The 21,212-nt window shown below is 74.3% G+C and carries 14 protein-coding genes; 8 read left to right on the forward strand and 6 right to left on the reverse strand.

The window, feature by feature from the left end:
- Positions 1–130: 130 nt before the first annotated feature.
- Together ABZY31_RS24425 and ABZY31_RS24430 are read right to left on the reverse strand one after the other, a co-directional pair.
- The gene (locus ABZY31_RS24425) at positions 131–1,153 is read right to left on the reverse strand and encodes a hypothetical protein (RefSeq protein ID WP_356413697.1); all 1,023 of its coding nucleotides are present in this window, start codon (positions 1,151–1,153) and stop codon (positions 131–133) included.
- Positions 1,150–4,731 carry a DNA polymerase III subunit alpha gene (locus tag ABZY31_RS24430; protein ID WP_356413700.1) on the reverse strand — a complete coding sequence of 1,194 codons (3,582 nt, stop codon included), beginning with the start codon at positions 4,729–4,731 and terminating at the stop codon, positions 1,150–1,152. The genes ABZY31_RS24425 and ABZY31_RS24430 overlap by 4 nt, the downstream gene beginning before the upstream one ends.
- 186 nt (positions 4,732–4,917) lie before the next feature.
- Here ABZY31_RS24430 and ABZY31_RS24435 point away from each other — a divergent pair, with 186 nt between their 5' ends.
- The 8 genes from ABZY31_RS24435 (at position 4,918) to ABZY31_RS24470 (ending at position 17,062) form a co-directional block, all read left to right on the forward strand.
- Positions 4,918–6,033, forward strand: coding sequence for a DUF3533 domain-containing protein (locus tag ABZY31_RS24435; protein WP_356413703.1), 1,116 nt, complete (start codon positions 4,918–4,920; stop codon positions 6,031–6,033).
- Positions 6,034–6,223: 190 nt separating this feature from the next.
- On the forward strand, positions 6,224–7,126 hold the full coding sequence (locus ABZY31_RS24440; protein ID WP_356413706.1) for an alpha/beta hydrolase: 903 nt from the start codon (positions 6,224–6,226) through the stop codon (positions 7,124–7,126).
- 187 nt (positions 7,127–7,313) lie between these two features.
- A complete protein-coding gene (locus tag ABZY31_RS24445; protein WP_356413708.1) occupies positions 7,314–7,478 on the forward strand; it encodes an FXSXX-COOH protein in 165 nt (54 codons plus the stop codon).
- Between the two features lie 29 nt (positions 7,479–7,507).
- Entirely contained in the window at positions 7,508–9,781 is a 2,274-nt protein-coding gene (fxsB, locus tag ABZY31_RS24450; RefSeq protein ID WP_356413711.1) for a radical SAM/SPASM protein FxsB, inactivated metallohydrolase extension form, read from the forward strand.
- Positions 9,782–9,894: 113 nt separating this feature from the next.
- Positions 9,895–10,647, forward strand: a complete 753-nt coding sequence (locus ABZY31_RS24455) for an AAC(3) family N-acetyltransferase (RefSeq protein ID WP_356413797.1) — start codon at positions 9,895–9,897, stop codon at positions 10,645–10,647.
- Between the two features lie 80 nt (positions 10,648–10,727).
- Entirely contained in the window at positions 10,728–12,113 is a 1,386-nt protein-coding gene (locus ABZY31_RS24460) for a TIR-like protein FxsC (protein ID WP_356413713.1), read from the forward strand.
- Entirely contained in the window at positions 12,097–16,065 is a 3,969-nt protein-coding gene (gene fxsT / locus ABZY31_RS24465; protein ID WP_356413716.1) for an FxSxx-COOH system tetratricopeptide repeat protein, read from the forward strand. The genes ABZY31_RS24460 and fxsT overlap by 17 nt, the downstream gene beginning before the upstream one ends.
- Positions 16,066–16,165: 100 nt before the next feature.
- Complete coding sequence (locus ABZY31_RS24470; protein WP_356413799.1) at positions 16,166–17,062, forward strand: DUF4231 domain-containing protein; 897 nt, start codon at positions 16,166–16,168, stop codon at positions 17,060–17,062.
- Between the two features lie 30 nt (positions 17,063–17,092).
- Here ABZY31_RS24470 and ABZY31_RS24475 read toward each other — a convergent pair whose 3' ends face one another.
- The 4 genes from ABZY31_RS24475 to ABZY31_RS24490 all read right to left on the reverse strand — a co-directional run bounded on the left by ABZY31_RS24475 (position 17,093) and on the right by ABZY31_RS24490 (position 20,969).
- Positions 17,093–17,572 (reverse strand): hypothetical protein, encoded by a 480-nt coding sequence (locus tag ABZY31_RS24475; RefSeq protein WP_356413718.1) that lies wholly within the window; start codon positions 17,570–17,572, stop codon positions 17,093–17,095.
- A gap of 124 nt (positions 17,573–17,696) precedes the next feature.
- Complete coding sequence (locus ABZY31_RS24480; protein WP_356413721.1) at positions 17,697–18,638, reverse strand: S1 family peptidase; 942 nt, start codon at positions 18,636–18,638, stop codon at positions 17,697–17,699.
- Between the two features lie 88 nt (positions 18,639–18,726).
- Positions 18,727–19,542, reverse strand: coding sequence for a DUF1684 domain-containing protein (locus tag ABZY31_RS24485; protein WP_356413724.1), 816 nt, complete (start codon positions 19,540–19,542; stop codon positions 18,727–18,729).
- An 83-nt stretch (positions 19,543–19,625) separates the two neighbouring features.
- On the reverse strand, positions 19,626–20,969 hold the full coding sequence (locus ABZY31_RS24490) for a DUF5685 family protein (protein WP_356413726.1): 1,344 nt from the start codon (positions 20,967–20,969) through the stop codon (positions 19,626–19,628).
- Positions 20,970–21,212: the final 243 nt, after the last annotated feature.

The following is a 21,212-nucleotide window of genomic DNA, read 5'->3' on the forward strand; positions in this document are numbered from 1 at the left end:
AGGACTTGGAAGTTACGCGTCAGTAAAGAATGCGTGTCCTGGGCCGAATGGGCTCATGCGGCGGGTACGGGCGCCCCCGCGCGCCGTATATGGGCCGCCCGCGGGCATGGCCGGCGGGGCACGGCCGCGCTCACGCCGCCAGGCTGCCGCGGGCGATGGCGGAGGGGCCGAAGCGGGCCCGGATCCGGTCCGTGACCGCCTCCAGCCGGCGGGCCTTCTCGTCCTCGGGGTCGAAGGTCAGCTGGTGGGCGGCCCGGTCGGCCGGGGTCAGGTCCTCGGCGCGCAGCGAGAGCGCGCGGACCCGGGCCCGCTGGAGCCCGAGGGCCGCGTGGACGGCGTAGGCCGTGGCGGTCAGGGTGGCCGAGTGGGCGGTGGGCTCGGGCAGCACCCGGGTCCGGGTCAGGGTCGTGCGGTCCGCGCAGCGCACGGTGAGGGAGAGCGCGCGGCAGACCTGGTCCCCCGCGCGCAGCCGGGCGCCGAGCTCCTCGGCGAGGGAGAGCAGGGCGCGGCGGTGGCGTACGGGGTCCAGCTCGTCCCGGTCGAAGGGGCGCTCGGCGGCCAGTGACCGCGCGGCCGCGCCGGGCAGCACCGGGGTGCGGTCGATGCCGTGGGCCCGCTCGTGCACCTCGCGCCCGGTCCGGGGTCCCAGGAGCCGCCGCAGGGTCGCGGGCGGGGCGGCGGCGACCCGGCCGACGGTGTCGAGGCCGTAGGAGCAGAGCACCCGGGCGGCCTTGGGGCCCACCCCGGCCAGGGTCACGACGGGCCGGGCGGCCAGGAACTCCCGTACGGCGGCGGGCTCGTCCGGGACCAGCACGGTGTGCCCGGGTCCGGCCGCGCGGGCCGCCATCGTGGCCAGCATCGGGTTCCCGGCGGCGCCGATGGCGCACTCGGCGCCGTACAGGGCGAGGGCGCGCACCCGGATCACCGCGGCGAGGTCCGCCGCGTCCCGCCCGAAGTAGCGCAGGGCGCCCCGGACATCGGCGAGGGCCCCGTCGGGCGGCAGCGGCTGGACCACCGGGGTGAGGGCGCCGAGCAGGGCGAGCAGCCCGGCGTGGGTGGGTGCGTCGAGCGGGGTTCCGTCGGCCCGCCGGAAGCTCAGGCACAGGACCGGCGCCCCGCGCGCGGCCGTTCCCGGGCCCGGTGCCGCGTTCATCCCGCGCTCCCGGGGCTGGAGTGCCAGAGCTTGCGGCCCGTGGCGGGGCCGGTGCCCGGGGGCTGGAGGTCGGCCCAGGGGTTCAGCTCGTACCCGGTCGGCAGCTGGATCGTCCGGCGCGGGCGGGTGGGCGCGGCGGATTCTTCCGGCGGTCCTTCCGGCGGTCCTTCCGGCGGTCCTTCCGGCTCCGCGGGACCTTCCGGTCCGACCGGTTCCGCCGGTTCCGCCAGGCGGGCCGCGACCGCCTCCAGGCCACCCGTGGCCCGCAGTTCGGCCAGTTCGGCCAGGTTCCAGGCGGCCGAGCCGACCACGCTCAGGCTCTGCGGGCCGCGCCGCTGGACCACTCCGCGCACCAGCAGCAGGAAGGAGTGGAAGACGGTGTGGGCGCACGTCGCGTGGCTGTCGTCGAAGAAGGCGAGGTCGACCAGGCCGCTGCCGTCGTCGAGGGTGGTGAAGATGACCCGCCTCCCGGAGCGGATCGGCGGGGTCTGGGTGGCCGCCTTGGCGCCCGCGACCAGGACGCTCTGGCCGTGGGCGGCGGTGCGCAGGGCGCGGGCCGGGACCACTCCCAGCTCGGCCAGGAAGGCCTGGTGGTCCCCCATCAGGTGGCGGGAGGCGTCCATGCCGAGCACGCCGAGTTCGGCGCTGAGCCGTTCGGCGTCGTCCAGGTCGGGCAGCCCGGCGGATGCCGTGGACCGGCCGCCGTCCAGCGGGAGCTGGGGTCCGTGTCCGCCCTTCGACCGCTGGGCGCCGTGCAGTTCGGACAGGTGCAGCAGCAGGTCGCGCCGGTTGGCGCCGAAGGCGTCCAACGCGCCGACCTGGGCGAGCCGTTCGGCGACCGGCCGGCCCGGCCGGGCCCGCTCCCAGAAGTCGCGCAGGGAGCCGTAGGGCTGTCCGGCTTCGATCCGCGCGGACTCGGCCTCGCTGATGCCGTGGACGTCGCAGAGCGCGAGCCGCAGCCCCCAGCGCCCCGCGCCTCCCTCCCCATCGGACACCAGTTCGATCCGATGGGCGGCGCCCGACCGGTTCACGTCCAGCGGCAGCACGGGCACCCCGCGCCGCCGCGCGTCCGCGAGCAGCAGCCGCTTGGGGTACATGCCGGGGTCGTGGGTGAGCAGCCCGGCGTAGAAGGCGGCCGGGTGGTGCGCCTTGAGCCAGGCGGACTGGTAGGTCGGCACCGCGAAGGCCACCGCGTGCGCCTTGCAGAAGCCGTACGAGCCGAAGGCCTCGACGATCTCCCAGGTACGGGCGATCACCTCGGGCGCGTAGCCGTGTCCGGCGGCCCGGGCCGCGAACCAGAGCTTGATCCGGGCCTGCGAATCCGGGTCGGACAGCCCGCGCCGCACCCGGTCGGCCTCGTCCCGCCCGCAGCGGGTCATGATGTCGACGATCTCGATGATCTGCTCGTGGAAGACGACGACCCCGTAGGTCTCGCGCAGCGGCCGCGCCAGGTCCTCGTGCGGGAAGCGGACCGGCGCCCGCCCGTGCCGGGCCTCGATGAAGGGGCGCACCATGTCGGCCGCGACCGGGCCCGGCCGGAAGAGCGAGATGTCCACGACGAGGTCGTGGAAGGTGGCGGGCTGGAGCCGCCCCACCAGGTCGCGCTGGCCGGGCGATTCGATCTGGAAGCAGCCCAGCGTCTCGGCGGACCGGATCAGCTCGTACGTCGCCCGGTCGCCCGGCGGGACCTGCGCCGGGTCGTCCAGGTCCAGCTCCCGCCCGGTGCCGCGCCGGATCTCGGCGACGGCGTGCGCCATCGCCGACTGCATCCGCACCCCGAGCACGTCGAGCTTGAGCAGCCCGAGGTCCTCGACGTCGTCCTTGTCGAACTGGGACATGGGGAAGCCCTCGCCGCTGGTGGGGACCACCGGCGTACGGGCGAGCAGCGAGGCGTCGGAGAGCAGCACCCCGCACGGGTGCATGGCGACCCCGCGCGGCAGCGCGTCCAGCGCCTCGACCAGGTCCCACAGCCGCCCGTGCAGCTCGCCCCGCTCCTGCCGTTCGCGCACCTCGCGCAGCTCGGGCAGTTCGGCGAGGGCCGCGCGGGCGTCGCGGGCCCGGATGTGCGGGAAGGCCTTGGCGAGCCGGTCGGTCTCGGCGGGGTCCAGGGACAGCGCGGCGCCCACGTCGCGGATGGCGTGGCGGACCCGGTAGGTCTCGGGCATGGCGACGGTGGCGACCCGTTCGCCGCCGAAGCGGTCGAGGATGCGGCGGTAGACCTCCAGGCGGCGCGCGGACTCCACGTCGATGTCGATGTCGGGCAGGACCCGCCGGCGCTTGGACAGGAAGCGCTCCATCAGCAGCCCGTGCTCGACCGGGTCGGCGTGCGCGATGCCGAGGAGGTGGTTGACCAGGGAGCCGGCGCCGGAGCCGCGGGCGGCCACCCGGATGCCCATGTCCCGGATGTCGTCCACCACGTGGGCGACCGTCAGGAAGTACGAGGCGAAGCCGTGGTAGGCGATGATGTCCAGCTCGTGCCGCATCCGCTCGCCGTACACGGGGTCGTCCGCGTGCCCGCGCAGCACCAGGCCCGCCGCGCAGCGGGAGGCGAGCACCCGCTGCGCGGTGCGGTGGGCGGCGCCGACGAGCCGGGGCTCGGGGAAGTGCACCTCGCCGATGCCGAGGTCGTCCGCGGGGTCGACCACGCAGGCCTCGGCGGTGGCGAGGGTCTCGGCCAGCAGGGCCCGGGCTCCGGAGGGGCCCAGACCGGCCGCGAGCGCGATGCGGTCGGCGGCCTCGGCCATGGCGGCGGGGCCCTTGAGCCAGCGCTCGCCGCTGTCGAGGCCGCGCCGGGGGTCGACGGGAACGAGCCGGCGGGCCGCGTCCAGGACGTCGGCGACCGGGCCCTGGCCCTGGTCGGCGTACCGCACGGCGTTGCTGAGCACGGCCCGTACGCCCTGTTCGGCGGCGAAGCCGACGGTGCGGGCGGCGAGGCGCAGCGAGCCGGGGCCGGTGCCCGCCCGGGCGCCGGTGCGGCCGTGGTCGACGGCCTCCAGGCGCAGGTCGTCGCCGTAGACCTCCCGCCAGGGGGCGAGCAGCCGGGCGGCCCGGTCGGGGCGGCCCGCGGCGAGCGCGCGGCCGACCTCGGAGTCGGGGCCGAGCAGGACGCACACGCCGCTCGCGCCGCGCAGGGCGTCCCAGGGCAGCAGCGGGGAGCCGGCGCCGCCCCGGACGCGGGCGTGGGCGGCGGTGATCATCCGGCAGAGTTCGGCCCAGCCCGCGGCGCCGTCCCGGGCGAGGAAGAGCGCCCGGGTGGCGGATTCGTCGATGAAAGCGCCCCCTTTGACGGGGGTGACGGGGCTGCGGAGCCGGTGGGAGGCCTCTCCGCGCGCGGCGGCTGCCGGGGCGGCGGGGACGGGGGCCGGGGCCACCGCCAGGCCGACGCCGAACAGGGGGCGGATCCCGGCCTTCTCGCACGCCTTCAGGAAGCGGACCGCGCCGGCGAGGGTGTCGCGGTCGGTGAGCGCGAGGGCGTCCATGCCGCGCTCCGCGGCCCGCTCGGCCAGCCGTTCGGGATGCGAGGCGCCGTAGCGCACGGAGAACCCCGAAACGGTGTGCAGATGCGTAAAGCCCGGCATCCGCGGCCTCCTGCTGATCTCGATGCGCCCGACACTCCTTCGCCCTCCCCCGCTCTCCACCATAGAGCAATTCGAATGTCCGTGCGAAACACATGTTCGACCGCTCGGGTTCGCGCACCGGCCGCCCGGTCATCCGTTCGGCCCACCCCTGCTGCGCCCGGACCCCGCCCGGTCGAGCGTGAAGGCATGAACCGGCCCACCGATACCGCAGCAGGCCCCTCGGGCAGCGCCGCCCGCCCGTCCGGCGGCTTCCTCGCCGAGGTCAAGGACGCCGTGACCACCCGGGCAGCCCTGCTCGTCCTGGGGGTGCTGGCACTCCAGCTCGCCTTCATCACCTCCTACATCGGCGCCTTCCACCACCCGAAGCCGAGCGAGATCCCGCTGGCGGTCACCGCCCCCGCCGCCCGGCTCACCGAGCGGTCCGTGCAGCAGCTCGGCGCGCTGCCCGGCACGCCCCTCGACCCCCGCGCGGTCAAGGACGAGGCCACCGCCCTGCGCCAGATCCGCAACCGGGACGTGGACGGCGCACTGATCATCGACCCCGGCGGCACCACCGACCGACTGCTCGTCGCGGGCGGCGCCGGCGCCTCGCTCTCCCAGGCACTCGAAGAGGTCGTCGGGCGGGCCGAGAAGGCCCAGGGCCGCACGGTCGCGGTCACCGACGTGGCGCCCTCCGCCGCGGGCGACGGGCGCGGCCTCAGCTCCTTCTACCTCGTCGTCGGCTGGTGCGTGGGCGGCTACCTGTGCGCCGCGATCCTCGCGATCAGCGCGGGGGCCCGGCCCGCCAACTCCGCCCGCGCCGTCATCCGGCTCGGCGCGCTGCTGGTGTACTCCCTGGCCGCCGGGCTGCTCGGCGCGGTGATCGCGGGCCCGGTGCTGGACGCGCTGCCCGGCAGCATCCCCGCCCTGTGGGGCCTCGGCACCCTGGTCGTCTTCGCGGTCGGCGCGATCACCCTGGCCCTCCAGGGGCTGGCCGGCGTGGTCGGCATCGGCCTGGCCATCCTGCTGGTGGTCGTCTTCGGCAACCCGAGCGCGGGCGGCGCCTACCCCTACCCGCTGCTGCCGCCGTTCTGGAAGGCCATCGGCCCCGTCCTTCCGCCGGGCGCGGGCACCTACGCCGCCCGCTCCATCGCCTACTTCAAGGGCAACGGCACCGGCCCCCCGATGCTGATCCTGGCGGGCTGGGCCCTCCTCGGCTCCGCGGTGACCCTGGCCTGCGCCCTCGCCCACCGGGGGCGCCCGGGACCGGCCGTGGGCAGCGGCCTGCCCGGGTCGGACGCCGCCGACGAGAGCGCCGTGTGAGCACCCCCGTACGGGCCCGCCCACCCTCGCGCGGGCCCGTACGGCGGACGGCCCCGCGCCACCCGGAAGAGCCGCCCGGAAGCGGAAGCGCGGGCGCCGGAAAGGCCCCGCGAGTGCGCCCTACCGCGCTCCTCCCCCAGCGCGCACAATCACCTGGACGGCTTCACCGTCGACCGTGAGGGAGGGACGCGTGCACAACCGGGTGCGCACCGCGGACGGACGGCATCTGATGGTGGAGCGCTTCGGCGACCCGCGCGGCAGACCCGTCTTCCTGCTGCACGGCACTCCGGGCAGCAGGCTCGGCCCCGCCCCCCGGGGCATGGTCCTCTACCAGCGCCGGATGCAGGTCATCGCCTACGACCGCCCCGGCTACGGCGACTCCGACCGGCTGCGCGGCCGCACGGTCGCCGACGCCGTCCAGGACGTGGCCGCCATCGCCGACGCCCTCGGGCTGGAGCGGTTCGCCGTGGCCGGCCGCTCCGGCGGCGCCCCGCACGCCCTGGCCTGCGCGGCGCTGCTGCCCGAGCGGGTCACCCGGACGGCGGCCCTGGTGGGCCTCGCGCCGTGGGACGCGGACGGGCTCGACTGGTTCGACGGCATGACCGCCTCGAACGTGCGCGAGTACACCACCGCCTCGGTGGACCCCGAGGAACTGGCCGCCCGGCTGACCCCGCGGGCCGCCGCCATCGGCAAGGACCCGGGGCGACTGCTGGACGAACTGCGCATCGAACTCACCGACAACGACCGGATGATCGTCGCGGACGCCGGGCTGCGCTCGATGCTCCTGCGCAACTTCCGCGAGGGGCTGCGCAATTCGGCGGACGGCTGGATCGACGACGCCCTCGCCCTGTGCAGCCCCTGGGGGTTCGACCCGGCCGGCATCCGCTGCCCGGTGATGATCTGGCACGGCGAACAGGACGTGTTCTCCCCGGTCGGCCACTCGCGCTGGCTGGCCGAGCGGATCCCCGGCGCGACCGCCACCATCGACCCCGGTGCGGCCCACTTCGCGGCCCTGCGCGCCCTGCCGGAGATCCTCACCTGGCTGCTGCGCGACCTCCCCGGCCCGCCCGAACAGCACCGGCGGCCCGCCTGACGGCGACCGCGCGGGGACCCGCGGGTGACCGGAAAAGGAAATGCGTCACTCTTTCCCTAGAACGCTTGACCATGCGTCATGTCCCGGTTGCCAATAGGGCGTGGACGAGTAAAGTCCACGCATGACACGAGCGTGACGCTCTTGTCAATCCCCCGCCCATTCACATGGCCCCCTCAAGGACGGTGTCGTGAACACTTCCGCAACCCCCGCGACCAGCACGGTCAAGACCCACCGGGTCCCGCTCGCCCAGATCGACGTCCGCAGCGCGTCTTCCGCCGTCGCGCTCGGACGAGTGCTGCGCGCGGAATCCGGCCGACCGGTTCAGGCACCCATCTTCAACTCTGCGCTCTGACCCCGAAGCAGGCGCTCTAGACTGGTGGAATGACCGGCCTGATCGCTTTTCGCGAGATCGTCCTGAAGGTTCACAGCAGATGCGATCTCGCTTGTGATCATTGCTATGTCTATGAACACGCAGATCAGAGCTGGCGAGCCCGGCCGAAGGTGATCTCCCCCGAGGTCATTTCGCACACCGCGTCGCGGCTCGCCGAACATGCCCGTGATCATGCACTCCCCTCCGTCACGGTGATTCTTCACGGAGGGGAACCCCTGCTGGCGGGACCGGACCGGCTCCGGCTGGTGTGCGAGGAGTTCACCCGGGCCCTCGCCGGAACAGCTGCGCTGGACCTGCGCATCCACACCAACGGCCTCCAGCTGAGCCCGCGCTACCTCGACCTCTTCGCCGCCTTCGGCGTCCGGGTCGGCATCTCCCTCGACGGGGACCGCGCCGCCAACGACCGCCACCGCCGCTTCGCGGACGGCCGCACCAGCCACCCGCAGGTCCTCGCCGCCGTGGCGCTGCTCCGTTCGGCCCCCTACCGCCACCTCTACCAGGGCCTGTTGTGCACCGTGGACGTGGCCAACGACCCGGTCGCCGTGCTCGACGCCCTCGTCGCCCTCGAACCCCCGCGCGTGGACTTCCTGCTCCCCCACGCCACGTGGGAGAGCCCGCCGCCGCGCCCGGACGGCGCTCCCGACGCCTACGCCCGCTGGCTGCTGCGCGTCTTCGACCACTGGGACCGGATCGGCCGTCCCGTGCCCGTACGGATCTTCGAATCGCTGGCCAGTACCCTGCGCGGCGGCCCCAGCCTGACCGAGTCCCTGGGGCTGGCACCGACCGACCTCGTGGTCGTGGAGACGGACGGGACCCTGGAGCAGGTCGACTCGCTCAAGAGCGCCTACGAGGGCGCCGCCGCCACCGGCTTCGACGTCTTCTCCCACACCTTCGACCAGGTCGCGGCCCATCCGGGGGTGCGCGCCCGGCAGCTCGGGCTGGCGGGCGTCAGCGGGGAATGCCGCCGCTGCCCCGTCGTACGCTCGTGCGGCGGCGGCCTCTACACCCACCGCTACCGCGCCGCGAACGGCTTCGCCAACCCCTCCGTCTACTGCGCCGACCTGCGCGAACTGGTCGACGGGGTCGAGGGCCGCACCGCCGCCGAGGCGACCGCCTCCGAGCTGACCGATCCGGCCGAACTGGGCGCCTCCCAGCACCAGTTGACCCGGGTCCTGCTCGCCCGGCTGCATGCGGAGCTGACCGAGTTCGCCCCCCGCGCGGAGGGCGGGGCCGCCTGGGCGCGGGCCTGGGAGCTGCTGGGGGCGGTGGAGGACGCGGGCGGTGCGGGGGCGGACGCGCTGGACGCCGTACTGGCGCACCCCTACACCCGGACCTGGGTGCTGGCCGCCCTGGACGCGGCCGGGGAAGGGCGCCCCGACGGGCCGGAGGCGGCGCTGCGGCTGGCCGCGCTGGCCGCCGCCGCCGTGCTGCGCGGCGGCCTGGACCTGCCGGCCGAGGTGGCCTACCGGGACGGCGAGGTGTACCTGCCCACGCTGGGGCTGCTGCGGCTCGGGGAGCCCGGCACCGACGGCCGGGCCACGCTGCGGGCCGCCGGGGAGGGCTACACGGCCCACGACGGCCGCTCCGCGCACCGCTTCGGCCGGGCCGCCGGGGACGCGCGCTGGCAGCCCGTACGGTCCTGGTCGCCGGGACCGCGGGGCCCGGCGGTGGCGCTGGACGACCTCGACCCGTACCGCACCTGCTTCGCCCGCCCCCCGCGGCTGCGGCTCGGCGCGGGCGAGGCCGAGGAGTGGCGCGAGCGCCTCGGCGCGGCCTGGGCGCTGCTGCACCGGGCGGTACCGGAGTTCGCGCGGGCGGCGGCGGGCAGCGTGAGCACCCTGACCCCGCTGGCGGGCGGCCCGCGGGCGGTCGGCTGGGGCGAGGCGGGCCGCCACGGCCCCGGCGCGCTGGGCCTGCCGTACGCGGCGGGGGTCGGGGAGACCGCCCTGGCGCTGCTGACCGGGCAGCGGCGGGCCCGGCTGCGGGCGCTGACGGAGGTGACCGACCTGTACGCGCTGGACGGGGCCTGGGAGCACCCCTCGCCCTGGCGGGAGCGGCCGGTTCCGGTGTCCCGGCTGCTGGCGGACGTGCACGAGCGGGTCGCCGTGGAGGCGTACCGGCGGGCCACCGAGCCGCACTACCCGGCGGGCACGGACCGGATCCACCGGGCGCTGGACCGGCTCGCCGGGGCGGCCGAACTGACCAGCACCGGCAAGCGGCTGGTGGAGGAGCTGCGCTGGGAGGCCAAGGCGGTCGACGCGTGAGCGGCCGCACGTCCGCCGCGCCCCCGGCCGCACCCCCCGCCACCCCGTCGGCCCCGCTCCCCGCCACCCGCCCGGCCGCGGCCGTCCCGAGCGCGCCCGCGCTCGCCGCCCAGCTGCGGCTGCTCGGGGTGCGCCCCGGGGCGCGGCTCCTGGTGCACGCCTCGCTGCGCGGCACCGGACTGCGCGCCGAGCGGCTGCGCGAGGCCCTGCTCGGGGTGCTGGGCCCCCGCGGCACGCTGGTGGTCCCCGCCTTCACCGCGGCCAACTCCCGCACCTCCAGCGCCCACCTGGCCCGGACGGCGGGCCTCAGCGACGCCGAGGCGGCGGCCTTCCGGGAGCGGATGCCCGCCTTCGATCCGGCGCACACCCCGAGCGAGGACATGGGCGTCTTCGCGGAGGCGGTGCGCACCGCGCCGGGGGCCGTGCGCAGCGGCCATCCGCAGACCTCCTTCGCGGTGCTGGGCGCGGACGCGGGGCGGTTCGCCGCCGGGCACCGGCTGACCTGCCATCTGGGTGAGGATTCGCCGTTGGGAACGCTGTGCCGGGAGGGGGGGCAGGTACTGATGATCAATGTGGGATTTTCCGTCTGTACCGCTTTCCATCTCGCGGAGTATCGAATTCCGAAGCCGCCCTTGCGCATGTACGCGTGTGTGGTGAAGGTGAACCATCCGGGGCGGCGGCAGGGGGAGGAGTGGACGGCGTACGAGGACGTCGCGCTCGACGACGGTGATTTCGCGGAGATCGGCCGGGCCTTTCCGCCGCACAAGGTGCGCGAGGGGCGGCTGGGAGGGGCGTCGGCCACGATCTTCGGTATTCCTGATGCCGTTGATCACGCCGTTACCTGGATGACCGAAAACAGACGCTGATTGACTGAACCATGAGGCGATGTGGCGAAGCAGCTCCGGAATGATGTTTCTTCGCTTCACATCTTCGGGACGGGGGTCGTGTGCCCGCATCAGTGCAGCCGTACTTTTTTCTCAGTTATGCGCATACGCCGAGGTTCGGGGCCGGGGGGCCCGACCCGGACATGTGGGTGGAGCGGCTTTTCCGTGATCTCTCCGGACACGTCATGGCGCTCACCGATCTGCCCGCCGGAGCCGACGCCGGTTTCATGGACCGGGAGATACGCAGCGGTGAAGGCTGGTCGGAACGGCTCGGCACGGCGCTGGCCACCTGTCGGGTCTTCGTCCCGCTGTTCTCGCCGCGGTACTTCGCCAGTGAGATGTGCGGAAAGGAATGGTTCGCCTTCGCGCACCGCACCATCCAGCGGACCGCCGTCAGCGGCGAACCCGCCGAGGCCATCGTGCCCGCCCTGTGGGTGCCGGTGCCGCCCGCGCAGCTGCCCGGTCCCGCCGAGCGGCTCCAGTTCAACCACAACACCTTCGGCGAGCGCTACGTCACCGACGGGCTCTACGGTCTGATCAAACTGCGCGGGTACGCGGAGCAGTACGAGCGGGCCGTCTACGAACTGGCCAAGCGCATCGTGCGCGTCGCCGAGTCCGTGCGCCTGGAGATCAGCCGCCCGATGGACTACCGGGTGGTGCCCAGCGCCTTCGGCGGTCCCGGAGTCTCGGGCGGTCCCGGGACCGCGGCCCGCACCCTGCACGTCACGGTGGCCGCAGCCACCCGGCACGACCTGCCCGAGGGCCGCAGCCCCGAGTACTACGGCGACAGCGCCCTGGACTGGAACCCCTACCACCCGGCGGCCCAACGGCCCGTGGCCTACGTCGCGGAGGACCTGGTGCGCTCCCTCAACTACCAGACCACCCTGGCCTCCTTCGACGACGACGCCGGGCACTTCGACACCAAGCAGCCGCCGACCCGCCCGGAGATCCTGATCGTCGACCGCTGGGCCGTCGCCGACGACCTGCGCCGCCAGCGCCTGGCCGCCTTCGACCAGGACCCGCGGCCCTGGGTGAGCGTGGTCGTGCCGTGGAACCGCTACGACCACCAGAGCCGGACCAGGGAAGCCGAGTTGACCGGCCGGCTGGAGGACACCATGCCGGTCAAGATGAGCCAGGGCCGGATCGCCTGCCGGGCCGCCGCCAACGGGGTGGCGAACATGGAGACGCTCGGGCAGATCCTGCCGCAGGTGGTCGAGGCGGCCGCGCAGCAGTTCCTCAGACACGCCCAGGTCTATCCGCCCGCGGGCGGCGCGCACTCCGAACGGCCCCGGCTGCTCGGGCCGATGGGCATGACCGGGCCACCGGCGCCGCCGCCCGCGCCGTTCCCACCCGACACCGAAGGGCACCACACCCGCACCAGCGGGCAGCACCCGGACGCCGACGGACCGACCAACGAAGCGGGGGACGCGGATGACAGCCAGTCGTGACGGACGGATCGTCACCTTCTACTCGTACAAGGGCGGCACCGGCCGCACCATGGCACTGGCCAACACCGCCTGGATCCTCGCCGCCAACGGCAAGCGGGTCCTCGCCGTGGACTGGGACCTGGAGGCGCCGGGGCTGCACCGGTTCTTCCACCCGTTCCTCGACCCCTCCACCCTCGGGGCCACCACCGGGATCATCGACCTGATCAGCGAGTACGCCTGGGCGGCGACCAGTCCGGCGCAGCGCTCCGACGACTGGCACAAGGACTACGCGCGGATCCAGCCGCACGCGGTCTCCCTCACGCCCGAGACCCTCGGCTGGGAGTTCCCCGACGGCGGCACCCTCGACTTCGTCTCCGCGGGCCGGCAGAACCGCGAGTACTCCGCCACCGTCTCCACCTTCGACTGGGACAACTTCTACGACCGGCTCGGCGGCGGCCACTTCTTCGACGCCCTGCGCGAGGACATGAAGCGGAACTACGACTACGTCCTCATCGACAGCCGGACCGGGCTCAGCGACATCGCCGACATCTGCACGGTCCACCTCCCCGACATCCTGGTCGACTGCTTCACCCTCTCCGACCAGTCCATCGACGGCGCCGCCTCGGTGGCGCGGCAGATCGACGAGCGGTTCAACGACCGCGGCATCAAGATCTACCCGGTCCCGATGCGCATCGACGAGGGCGAGAAGGAGAAGGCCGACGCGGGCCGCGCGCTGGCCCGGATCAAGTTCGACCGCTTCCCCAGCGGCCTGGGCGGCGACGAACTCACCGCCTACTGGGGCGCTGTGGAGATCCCCTACCGGCCCTACTACGCCTACGAGGAGACGCTGGCCACCTTCGGCGACGAGGCCGGGCTCACCAACTCCCTGCTCTCCGCCTTCGAACGGCTCACCACGGTGGTCACCGAGGGCGAGATCACCTCCATGCCCGCCATCGGCGAGGAGGTGCGGCTGCGCATCCGCGACGCCTTCACCCGGCGCCGCCCCGCCCTGCCCGCCGACCTCTTCCTCTCCTACGTCGCCGAGAACCGGATGTGGGCCGACTGGATCGAGTCGGTGCTCACCCGGGCCGGCTTCCGGGTCGTGCCGAAGGACGTCTCCGCGGAACGCCCGCCCGAGGCCACCCCCGGGGACACCCTCGGCGGCGCGGGGATCAGCATCGACACCGCCGCCCGGACCGTCGTACTGCTCTCCAGCGCCTACCTCAAGTCCGCCCGGGCGGTGGACGTCTGGGAGCGGGCCGCGGCCGAGGACCCGACCGGCGGGCGCCGCCAGCTGGTGCCGCTGCGCGTGGGCGACGTACGCCTGAGCACCCCGTACATCGACCGCAATCCGGTGGACCTCTTCCGCCTCGACGAAGCGCACGCGACCACGGCCCTGCTGCGGGCGGTCGAGCGGCCGATGGCCCTCAACGACGGCGTCAACAGCGCCACGGCGCCCGGCCCGCGCTTCCCCGGCACGGTGCCGAAGATCTGGAACGCGCCGCCCCGCAACCCCGGATTCACCGGGCGCTCCATCGTGCTGGAGCGCATGCGCGACCAGCTCGGCGGCGGCATGGCCGTGGTCCTGCCGCAGCCGCAGACCCTCTACGGGCTCGGCGGGGTGGGCAAGACGCAGGTCGCGCTGGAGTACGTCCACCGGTTCATGGCCGACTACGACCTGGTGTGGTGGATCTCCTCCGAGCAGACGGACGACGTGGTCGCGGCCCTCGCGGAGCTGGCCGTCCGGCTCGGGGCGCAGACCGGCGAGGACATGGCGGCGGCCTCGCAGGAGGCGATCGACCTGCTGCGGCGCGGGGTGCCCTCCTCGCGCTGGCTGCTCGTCTTCGACAACGCGGACGACCCGGAGACCCTCAAGCGGTTCTTCCCGCCGGGCGGCCCCGGGCACGTCCTGGTCACCTCCCGCAACCAGAGCTGGTCGCAGTACGGGGATGCGCTGCCCGTGGACGTCTTCCTGCGCGAGGAGTCCATCGAGCACCTCCAGCGGCGGGCCCCCGGGCTCACCAAGGACGACGCCGAGCAGGTCGCGATCGCGGTCGGCGACCTGCCGCTCGCCGTCGAGCAGGCCGGTGCCTGGATCGCGGAGACCGCGACGCCCGTCTCGGCCTACCTGGAGCAGCTCGCCCAGCAGGCGGCCCGGGTGCTGGCGCTGAACCAGCCGCCCGGCTACCCGGAGCCGGTCGCGGCCACCTGGAACGTCTCCATAGAACGCCTGCAGAGCCGCTCCCCCGCCGCGGTGCGGCTGCTCCAGCTCTGCGCGTTCTTCGCACCCGAGCCGATCTCGGCGAACCTCCTCTACAGCAAGGAGATGATCGACGCCCTCAAGCCCTACGACTCCTCGCTCCAGGAGAAGCTGGTCCTGGGCCGGGTGATCCGGGAGATCGGCCGCTTCGCGATGGCCAAGGTCGACCAGGTCAGCAACAGCATCCAGGTGCACCGCCTCGTGCAGGCCGTGATCCGGGCGCAGTTGAGCGAGGAGGAGCAGCGCGAGGCCCGGCACGCGGTGCACCGGATCCTGGCGGGCGCCCGGCCGGACGACGACGAGCCGATAGACAACCCGGAGACCTGGCCGCGCTTCAACACCATCTGGCCGCACCTGACCCCGTCCGAGGCCCGGTTCTGCAAGGAGCCGGAGACCCGGCGGCTGCTGATCGACCGGGTCCGCTACCTGTGGAAGCGCGGCGACTTCAAGGCGGCCTACCAGCTCGGCGAGGAGCTGCGCGAAACCTGGAAGGAGACGCTCGGCGGCGACGACCTCCAGTACCTCTACCTGCGCTTCCACCTGTCCAACATCCTGCGCTCGCAGGGGCGGTTCGTGGAGGCCAAGGAGCTGGACGAGGTCACCCTGGAGCGCCAGCGCACGGCGCTGGGCCCCTCGCACCCGCACACCTACATGACCACCAGCGGCCTGGCGATGGACCTGGGCACCCTCGGCCGCTACGGCGAGGCGATGGAACTGGCGACGGCCGCCCACGAGGGGTTCAGCCAGATCTTCCACGAGTCCCACCCCCGGACCCTGGCGGCCGCGAACAACCTGGCGCTGAACCTGCGGATGGTCGGGCAGTACGCCCGGGCCCGCGAGATCGACCAGGAGGTCTTCGACCGGCGCACCGAAGTGCTCGGCCCGGACCACCCGTACACCCTGTCCTCGGCCCAGAGCCTGGCCCGCGACCTGCGGGAGGTCGGCCGCTACGACGACTCGGTGCAGCTGCTGAGCCGGACCTACGAGATCTACAAGCGGCAGCTGGGCCGCGCCTTCCCGGGCACCCTGGCCGCCGCGAAGTCCCTCGCCGTCTCGCTGCGCCGGGCCGGCGAACTGGAGGACGCGCGGCGGCTGACCACCGCGACCCGCAACCGCTACCGGGCCAAGTACACCTCGGTCAACCCGGACCTGCTGGCCTGCGAACTCAACCTGGCCGCCGACCTGTTCGCCATCGGCGACGCGGCCGGAGCGCGGGACCTGGCGCAGGAGGTCGTCGACGAGTACGTGAAGGTGCCGGGCGAGCGCCACCCGTACACGCTGGCCGCGATCAACAACCTCGCGGTGTTCCACTGGGGTTCGGGCGCCGCGGAGACCGCCGAGACCATGCTGCGCCAGGTGATCGGGCACCTGCGCGAGGTCCTCGGCGACAACCACCCGCACACCATCTTCGCCAACCTGAACCTGGCGAACACCCTGGCCGACCTCGGGGATCCGGAGGGCGCGCTGGAGCTGGAGCGGATGGCGGTGATGCGGCTGCGCGAGGCGCTCGGCGCGCACCACCCCGAAACCCTGGCGAGCGCCTCGAACATGGCGGTCAGCCTGGACTCGATGGGCCGCAAGGAGGAGGCCGCGCGGGTCCGCGCGGAGGCGGTGAACGAGCTGACCCGGCTCCTCGGCGAGGACCACGGCCTGACCCGCTACGCACGCGACGAGCGCCGGGTCCACCGCGACCTGGAGCCGCTGGCGGTGTGACCGCCCGCGAGCGGGGCGGCGGCCGGGGACCGGGCAGGTCCCGGCGGCCGCCCCGCGCACCACTGGACCGCAGACTGGGGGGTTCGCCGTGACCGACAGCATGACCTTTCGCAACGAAGACCTGCCGGCCCTCTTCCACCACACCGACCAGGCGGCGATCTCCCGGCAGCGGGAGTCCACGCAGGCCGTCCGCGCGCAGCTGCTGCTGCTCGTGGCGGCCACGGTGGCCGGCGCGCTGCCGTCCTCGGCCCGTCTCGGGTCGCTGCACGTGTTCGGGATGCTGAGCGCGCTCGCGTACGCCGGGGTGCTCGGGGTGGGGGTGCGGGCCACCCGGCGCCGGGCCCGCCCGCAGTGGCAGCTCAACCGCAGCGCCGCTGAGTTCGTCAAGTCGCTGGCCTGGCGGTACGCCGTGCACGGCGCGCCGTTCGGCAGCGACGTGCCCGATGCCGCGCAGCTGTACGGGACCCGGCTGGAGGCGGGTCTGGACGAGCTGCGCAAGATGGGCTGGGAGGATCCGCGGACCGCCGGGGCGGTGCCGACGGGCGGGGAGATCACCGGGGCGATGCACCGGCTGCGCGGGCTCGGCTACCAGGTGCGGCGCGAGACGTACGTACGGGACCGGCTGATCGAGCAGCGCAAGTGGTACCGGCGCAAGACGGAGGTTTCGCGGCGGGCGACCGCCGTGTGGTCGTGGTCGATCGTGCTGCTGACCTGCGTGGCCCTGCTGGTCGCTCTGCTGGGTGCCTTCGGCTCGGGGCCCGGGACGCGGCTGACGGGACTGCTGAGCGCCGCCGCCGCGGCCGGGATCGCCTGGAACGAGATGCGCCGCCACCATCCGCTGATCGAGGCGCACACCCTGATCGAGCAGGACCTGTCCGCGATGATGGTGGTGATGCAGACGACGATCACGGAGTCGCAGTGGCCCTCCGCGGTCTACGAGACGGAGCGGTACGTCTCCCCGCAGCACACCGACTGGCTGGCCCGCCACAGCAGTTGAGTCCGGGGCGCGCGGTCGTCCGCGGCGCGGTCAGTCCCGTACGACGCCCGCGCGCCACAGGACGGTGACCGGTTTGCCGAGCGCGCGGGCGTAGGCGACGATCTCGCCCGTGCCGCCGTGCCCGCGGGCCGGCAGGCCGTCCCAGACGGCGACGAGCCGGTCGCAGCTGTCGGCGATGAAGGTGCCCGCCGCGTAGTACGCCTCGTCGGTGGAGCGGGCGAAGTCGAGCCGGACCTCCTGGGCGGCGAGGCGCCGCAGCCGGTGGTAGCCGGCCAGCGGGGCGCCGTCGGCGAAGGTGGCCTCGTAGTCGGCGCTGGGGATCACCACCGTGAGGTCGGCGCCGCATTCCAGGGCGATGTCGGCGAAGAGCTGGTCGGCCCCCTGCGCGAGGCTGGACAGCGCCTCCAGCGGGCCGTCGTGTCCGCCGAGCACGGCCCGCAGCCCGTCCTCGACGTGGGGGAGCACTTCGGCGGGAAGGATCCGGTGACCGGTCACTCCGATGCGTTTCATCCACGCGCCTCCCCCGTGCTGCCCGGACACCCTGGACATCCTCCCAGAAGGCGGGAGGACGTCCAGGGTGCGGACCGGAGCGCGCCCGGCGCGGGTGGGGCGGATCCACCGCCGGGCGGTGCGGTCAGTAGACGCTGACCCCGTAGGCCGCCAGGGCCTCGGTGACCGGCTGGAAGAACGTGGTGCCGCCGCTGGAGCAGTTGCCGCTGCCGCCGGAGGTCAGGCCGATCGCCCGGGTGCCGGAGTAGAGCGGGCCGCCGCTGTCACCGGGCTCGGCGCAGACGTTGGTGCGGATCAGGCCGGAGACGATGTCGCCGTTGCCGTAGTTGACGGTGGCGTTGAGGGCCTGCACCGTGCCGCTGTGGATGCCGGTGGTGGAGCCGCGCCGGGTGACGGACATCCCGACGGTGGCGTTGGCCGCGCTGGTGATGTCCTGGCTGCCGACGGTGCCCTCGTGGGCCAGCGAGGTGTTGTCGTAGCGGACCAGGCCGTAGTCGTTGCCCGGGAAGCTGGATCCGACAGTGGCGCCGATCGTCGTGGTGTGCGCGCTGTTCGTCCACCAGGTGCCCGCGCCGTCGGTGCAGTGGCCGGCGGTGAGCAGGTAGTACGTGGTGCCGCTGCGGACGTTGAAGCCGAGCGAGCAGCGCCAGTTGGAGGCGTAGATCGCGTCGCCGCCCTTGATGAGCTTGCGCAGCGTGCCGGCGGTGCGCTCGACGCGCAGGGCCCCGGCGTCGGCCCCGGCCTCGCGCTTGATTCTGGCGAGGTCGGAGGCGGAGACCCTGGAGTCGGCGGTCACCACGAGGGTGCCGGTGGCCGGGTCGGTGTACCAGGCGGTGCCCGCGACGTCGGCGCGCTGGACCGAGGCGCCGACGGCGGCGAGCCGGTCGGCGCTGAGGCCCCGCGCGTCGGTGTCGGAGCTGGCGCTGGCCGTCCCGGGGACGGTGAAGGCGGCGACGGCGGCGAGACCCGCCGCGAGCACCGCGAGCCGGGTGCGGGCGCGGGCCCGGACGCGGGTGGAGCCGGGGGTGGGGGTGTGGGGGGTGTGGGGGATGTGCCTGAAGCTCATTTCTCGTCCTCCCGGAGGGGATCGGGGCGCGGCGGACGCGTGGGCCTGGCCGTGCACCTGACAAGCACTGACCGGGAGTGTGGTGGCGTCAGATACCGGTAGCAAGGGCTGGTTTCAGCCGCCGTTCACCCGCCGCGATCTCGAACGGCAGGGTGTTCCCGGGCGGTGGGAAGGGACAGATGAAGTGGTCCGCGAAGGCGCAGGGCGGCAGCAGCGCCCGGTTGAAGTCGACCGTGACGGAGCCGTCCCCGGCCGGGACGCCGGGCCGCAGGAAACGGAAGCGGTAGCTGCTGCGCCCGCCGGTGGCATCGCCGAAGACCGCCCACAGGCTGCCGTCGTCCTCGTCCACGGCCACCTGGAGGGTGTGCGGGGCGCCCTGGAAGTCGAAGGACAGCTCGCCGCCGAGACCGAGCCCCCGGGCGCGCCCGTCGGCGTTCTCGACCTGTACGGTCCGGTCCTCGGCGTACGCCCGGAAGCGGCCGGGGAGGGCGTACGCCGGGTCGTACGGGGTGGCTTCGATCGTCCCGAAGGCGGCGCGGGCCGGGGAGCGCGGGTCGTAGGACCGCACCGCCCAGGCCCCTTCGCGCCGGATCAGCACGAGGCGTACGTCCCCCGCGGCGACGCGGGAACGGGACGCCGGCCCGTCGTCGGGGCCGAGCACCGCCTCCCCCGCGAAGGGCTCCCCGTCGAGGGTGAGCGCGTCGGCGGGGGCGGCGGTGAGCTGGACCGCGCCGGCGCTCTCGCGCCACTGCCCGGGAACGTCCGGAATTCGACCCTCCGGGGCGTCGGCCAGCCAGTGGGTACCGGTGAGGGCCAGAGGGCCGTAGGGGGCGGACACCGCCTCCACCCGGCGCTCGTGCCAGTGCGTCCAGGCGGTGGGGGCGTCCGCCGCGTCAGGGGTCATGCGGTCACGTTTCCACACGCGCCCCCCGCGCGGGCGCGACCGGCCGGACACGCTCCCCCGTACGGACCTGATCCGACGCGGTATCAGCAGCCGCAGTCGCAGCAGTCACAGCCATCGCAGCAGCCGCCGTCACCGCAGCACCCGCAGTCGCAGTTGCCGCAGTCGCAGTTGTCGCACCAGGCCTCCCGCTTCTGGCGCGACCAGGGCCCCTCGTGTTCGGTGCAGCACAGCTGGCAGGTGCAGAAGAGTCCGATCGACACCGCGCAGCCCGCGAGCAGCCCCCGGCGCGGCTTCTGCGGCGGCAGGCCGCCGAAGCCGCCGCCGCCGCTCCAGCCCCCGGGCCCGCCCGGGCCCCTCGGCGGGGGCGCGACGGGGCCGCCGGGCGCGGTCGGCCCGTAGGGGTTGGCGCCGTACTGCTGCGCGTGCGGGGCGCCGTACGGGCCCCCGCTCCCGGCGTCCCAGGCGGGCGGCGCCGCGCCGAAGCCGGGGGCGCCCTGGCCGTGGCCGTGGTTCTGCCCGTGGCCGTGTGCGGGGGATCCGGCGGCGGCGCCGGCGCCGGTGTGCCCGCAGGAGCCGGTGCCGAAGGCGCGGTCCACCGAGGTCCGCAGCTCGTGGACCAGCAGCCGGTGCGCGAGCCCCGCGTCCACGAATTCGGCCTCGCGCAGGGCCAGCCGTATCCCGTGCAGCGCGTCGTCGCAGAGCCGCCGCGCCTCGGCGAGCGTGGTCCCGGTGGCCGTCAGCGGGTTCCAGGCGCCCGCCGCGGCGTCCGCGGCCTGGTCCTCCACCGCGTCCAGCAGGTGCGCGAGCCGCCCGAAGTACCGGCCGGCCTCGGCGAGCGCGGGGGCGTTGCCTGGACGCCCGGCCAAGGTCGCGGTATGCGCGAAGGCGGCGGCCGTGGCGGTCTCGGTCGGCTCGGTCACCCGCAGCACCGGGGTGCCGGGGCCGGCCAGTGCCTCGATGGCGCCCTGCCGGTCCACCGCGTCCACGAGCACCGCGGTGTCGAAGCCCAGGGAGGCCCCGGTGCGGGCCCCCGCACGGTCCCAGCGCCGGGCCACGGTGCGCGCGGCGGCGGCCAGCGGAGCCCGCGCCAACAGGCCGTCCCGGTCGGCCACGTGGTCCCGTACCTTCGCCGAGGCGAGGACCAGGGAGACGGCGGCGGCGAGCCGCGCGCCCTCGCCGTTGGCCACCGGGGCGGTGCGCATCCCGCGCAGCGGGCAGGGGCCCGCCGTGCGCCGGGCGCCCGGGGCCGGTCCGGACTGAGCCTCCGTCAGAACGGAGACGAGCAGCCCGTCGTAGTTGGTGACGATCCGCGCGAACTGCCCGTGGTCCCCCCGAAGTGCCAGGCACAGCCCGCAGAGATGGGCCGTCCACTCCGTCTTGAACCGGTCTCCGAGCCGGTGCGTGCAGGGTCTGACGATGCCGAACAAGTGGTTCCCCCGTGTGTCAAGCGCGTGCGTGCGGGGCATCGTATCGAGCCCGGCCCTTCACCCGTACGCCCCCTGCGGTCACCTGAACGGATGCAGCGATCGTATTTTCACTCAGTCAGCAGTGGGTAGACGCTGGGAACCTTGGCCCGCACCGGATGTTGTGCACCAGTACCGTCACGAAACCCCTGCGCGGCGACTATCCACTTGGCGCGTTGTCAGCATCATGGTCGACCATAGGGACGC

Source organism: Streptomyces sp. NPDC006529 (genome assembly GCF_040611795.1).
GTDB lineage: Bacteria > Actinomycetota > Actinomycetes > Streptomycetales > Streptomycetaceae > Streptomyces.

Bases quoted from the DNA above. Each gene is read 5' to 3' on its own strand.
- ABZY31_RS24425 (WP_356413697.1), bottom strand. From the start codon at position 1,153: ATGAACGCGGCACCGGGCCCGGGAACGGCCGCGCGCGGGGCGCCGGTC.
- ABZY31_RS24470 (WP_356413799.1), top strand. From the start codon at position 16,166: ATGACCTTTCGCAACGAAGACCTGCCGGCCCTCTTCCACCACACCGAC.
- fxsT (WP_356413716.1), top strand. From the start codon at position 12,097: ATGACAGCCAGTCGTGACGGACGGATCGTCACCTTCTACTCGTACAAG.
- ABZY31_RS24485 (WP_356413724.1), bottom strand. From the start codon at position 19,542: ATGACCCCTGACGCGGCGGACGCCCCCACCGCCTGGACGCACTGGCAC.
- fxsB (WP_356413711.1), top strand. From the start codon at position 7,508: ATGACCGGCCTGATCGCTTTTCGCGAGATCGTCCTGAAGGTTCACAGC.
- ABZY31_RS24475 (WP_356413718.1), bottom strand. From the start codon at position 17,572: ATGAAACGCATCGGAGTGACCGGTCACCGGATCCTTCCCGCCGAAGTG.
- ABZY31_RS24480 (WP_356413721.1), bottom strand. From the start codon at position 18,638: ATGAGCTTCAGGCACATCCCCCACACCCCCCACACCCCCACCCCCGGC.
- ABZY31_RS24435 (WP_356413703.1), top strand. From the start codon at position 4,918: ATGAACCGGCCCACCGATACCGCAGCAGGCCCCTCGGGCAGCGCCGCC.
- ABZY31_RS24430 (WP_356413700.1), bottom strand. From the start codon at position 4,731: ATGCCGGGCTTTACGCATCTGCACACCGTTTCGGGGTTCTCCGTGCGC.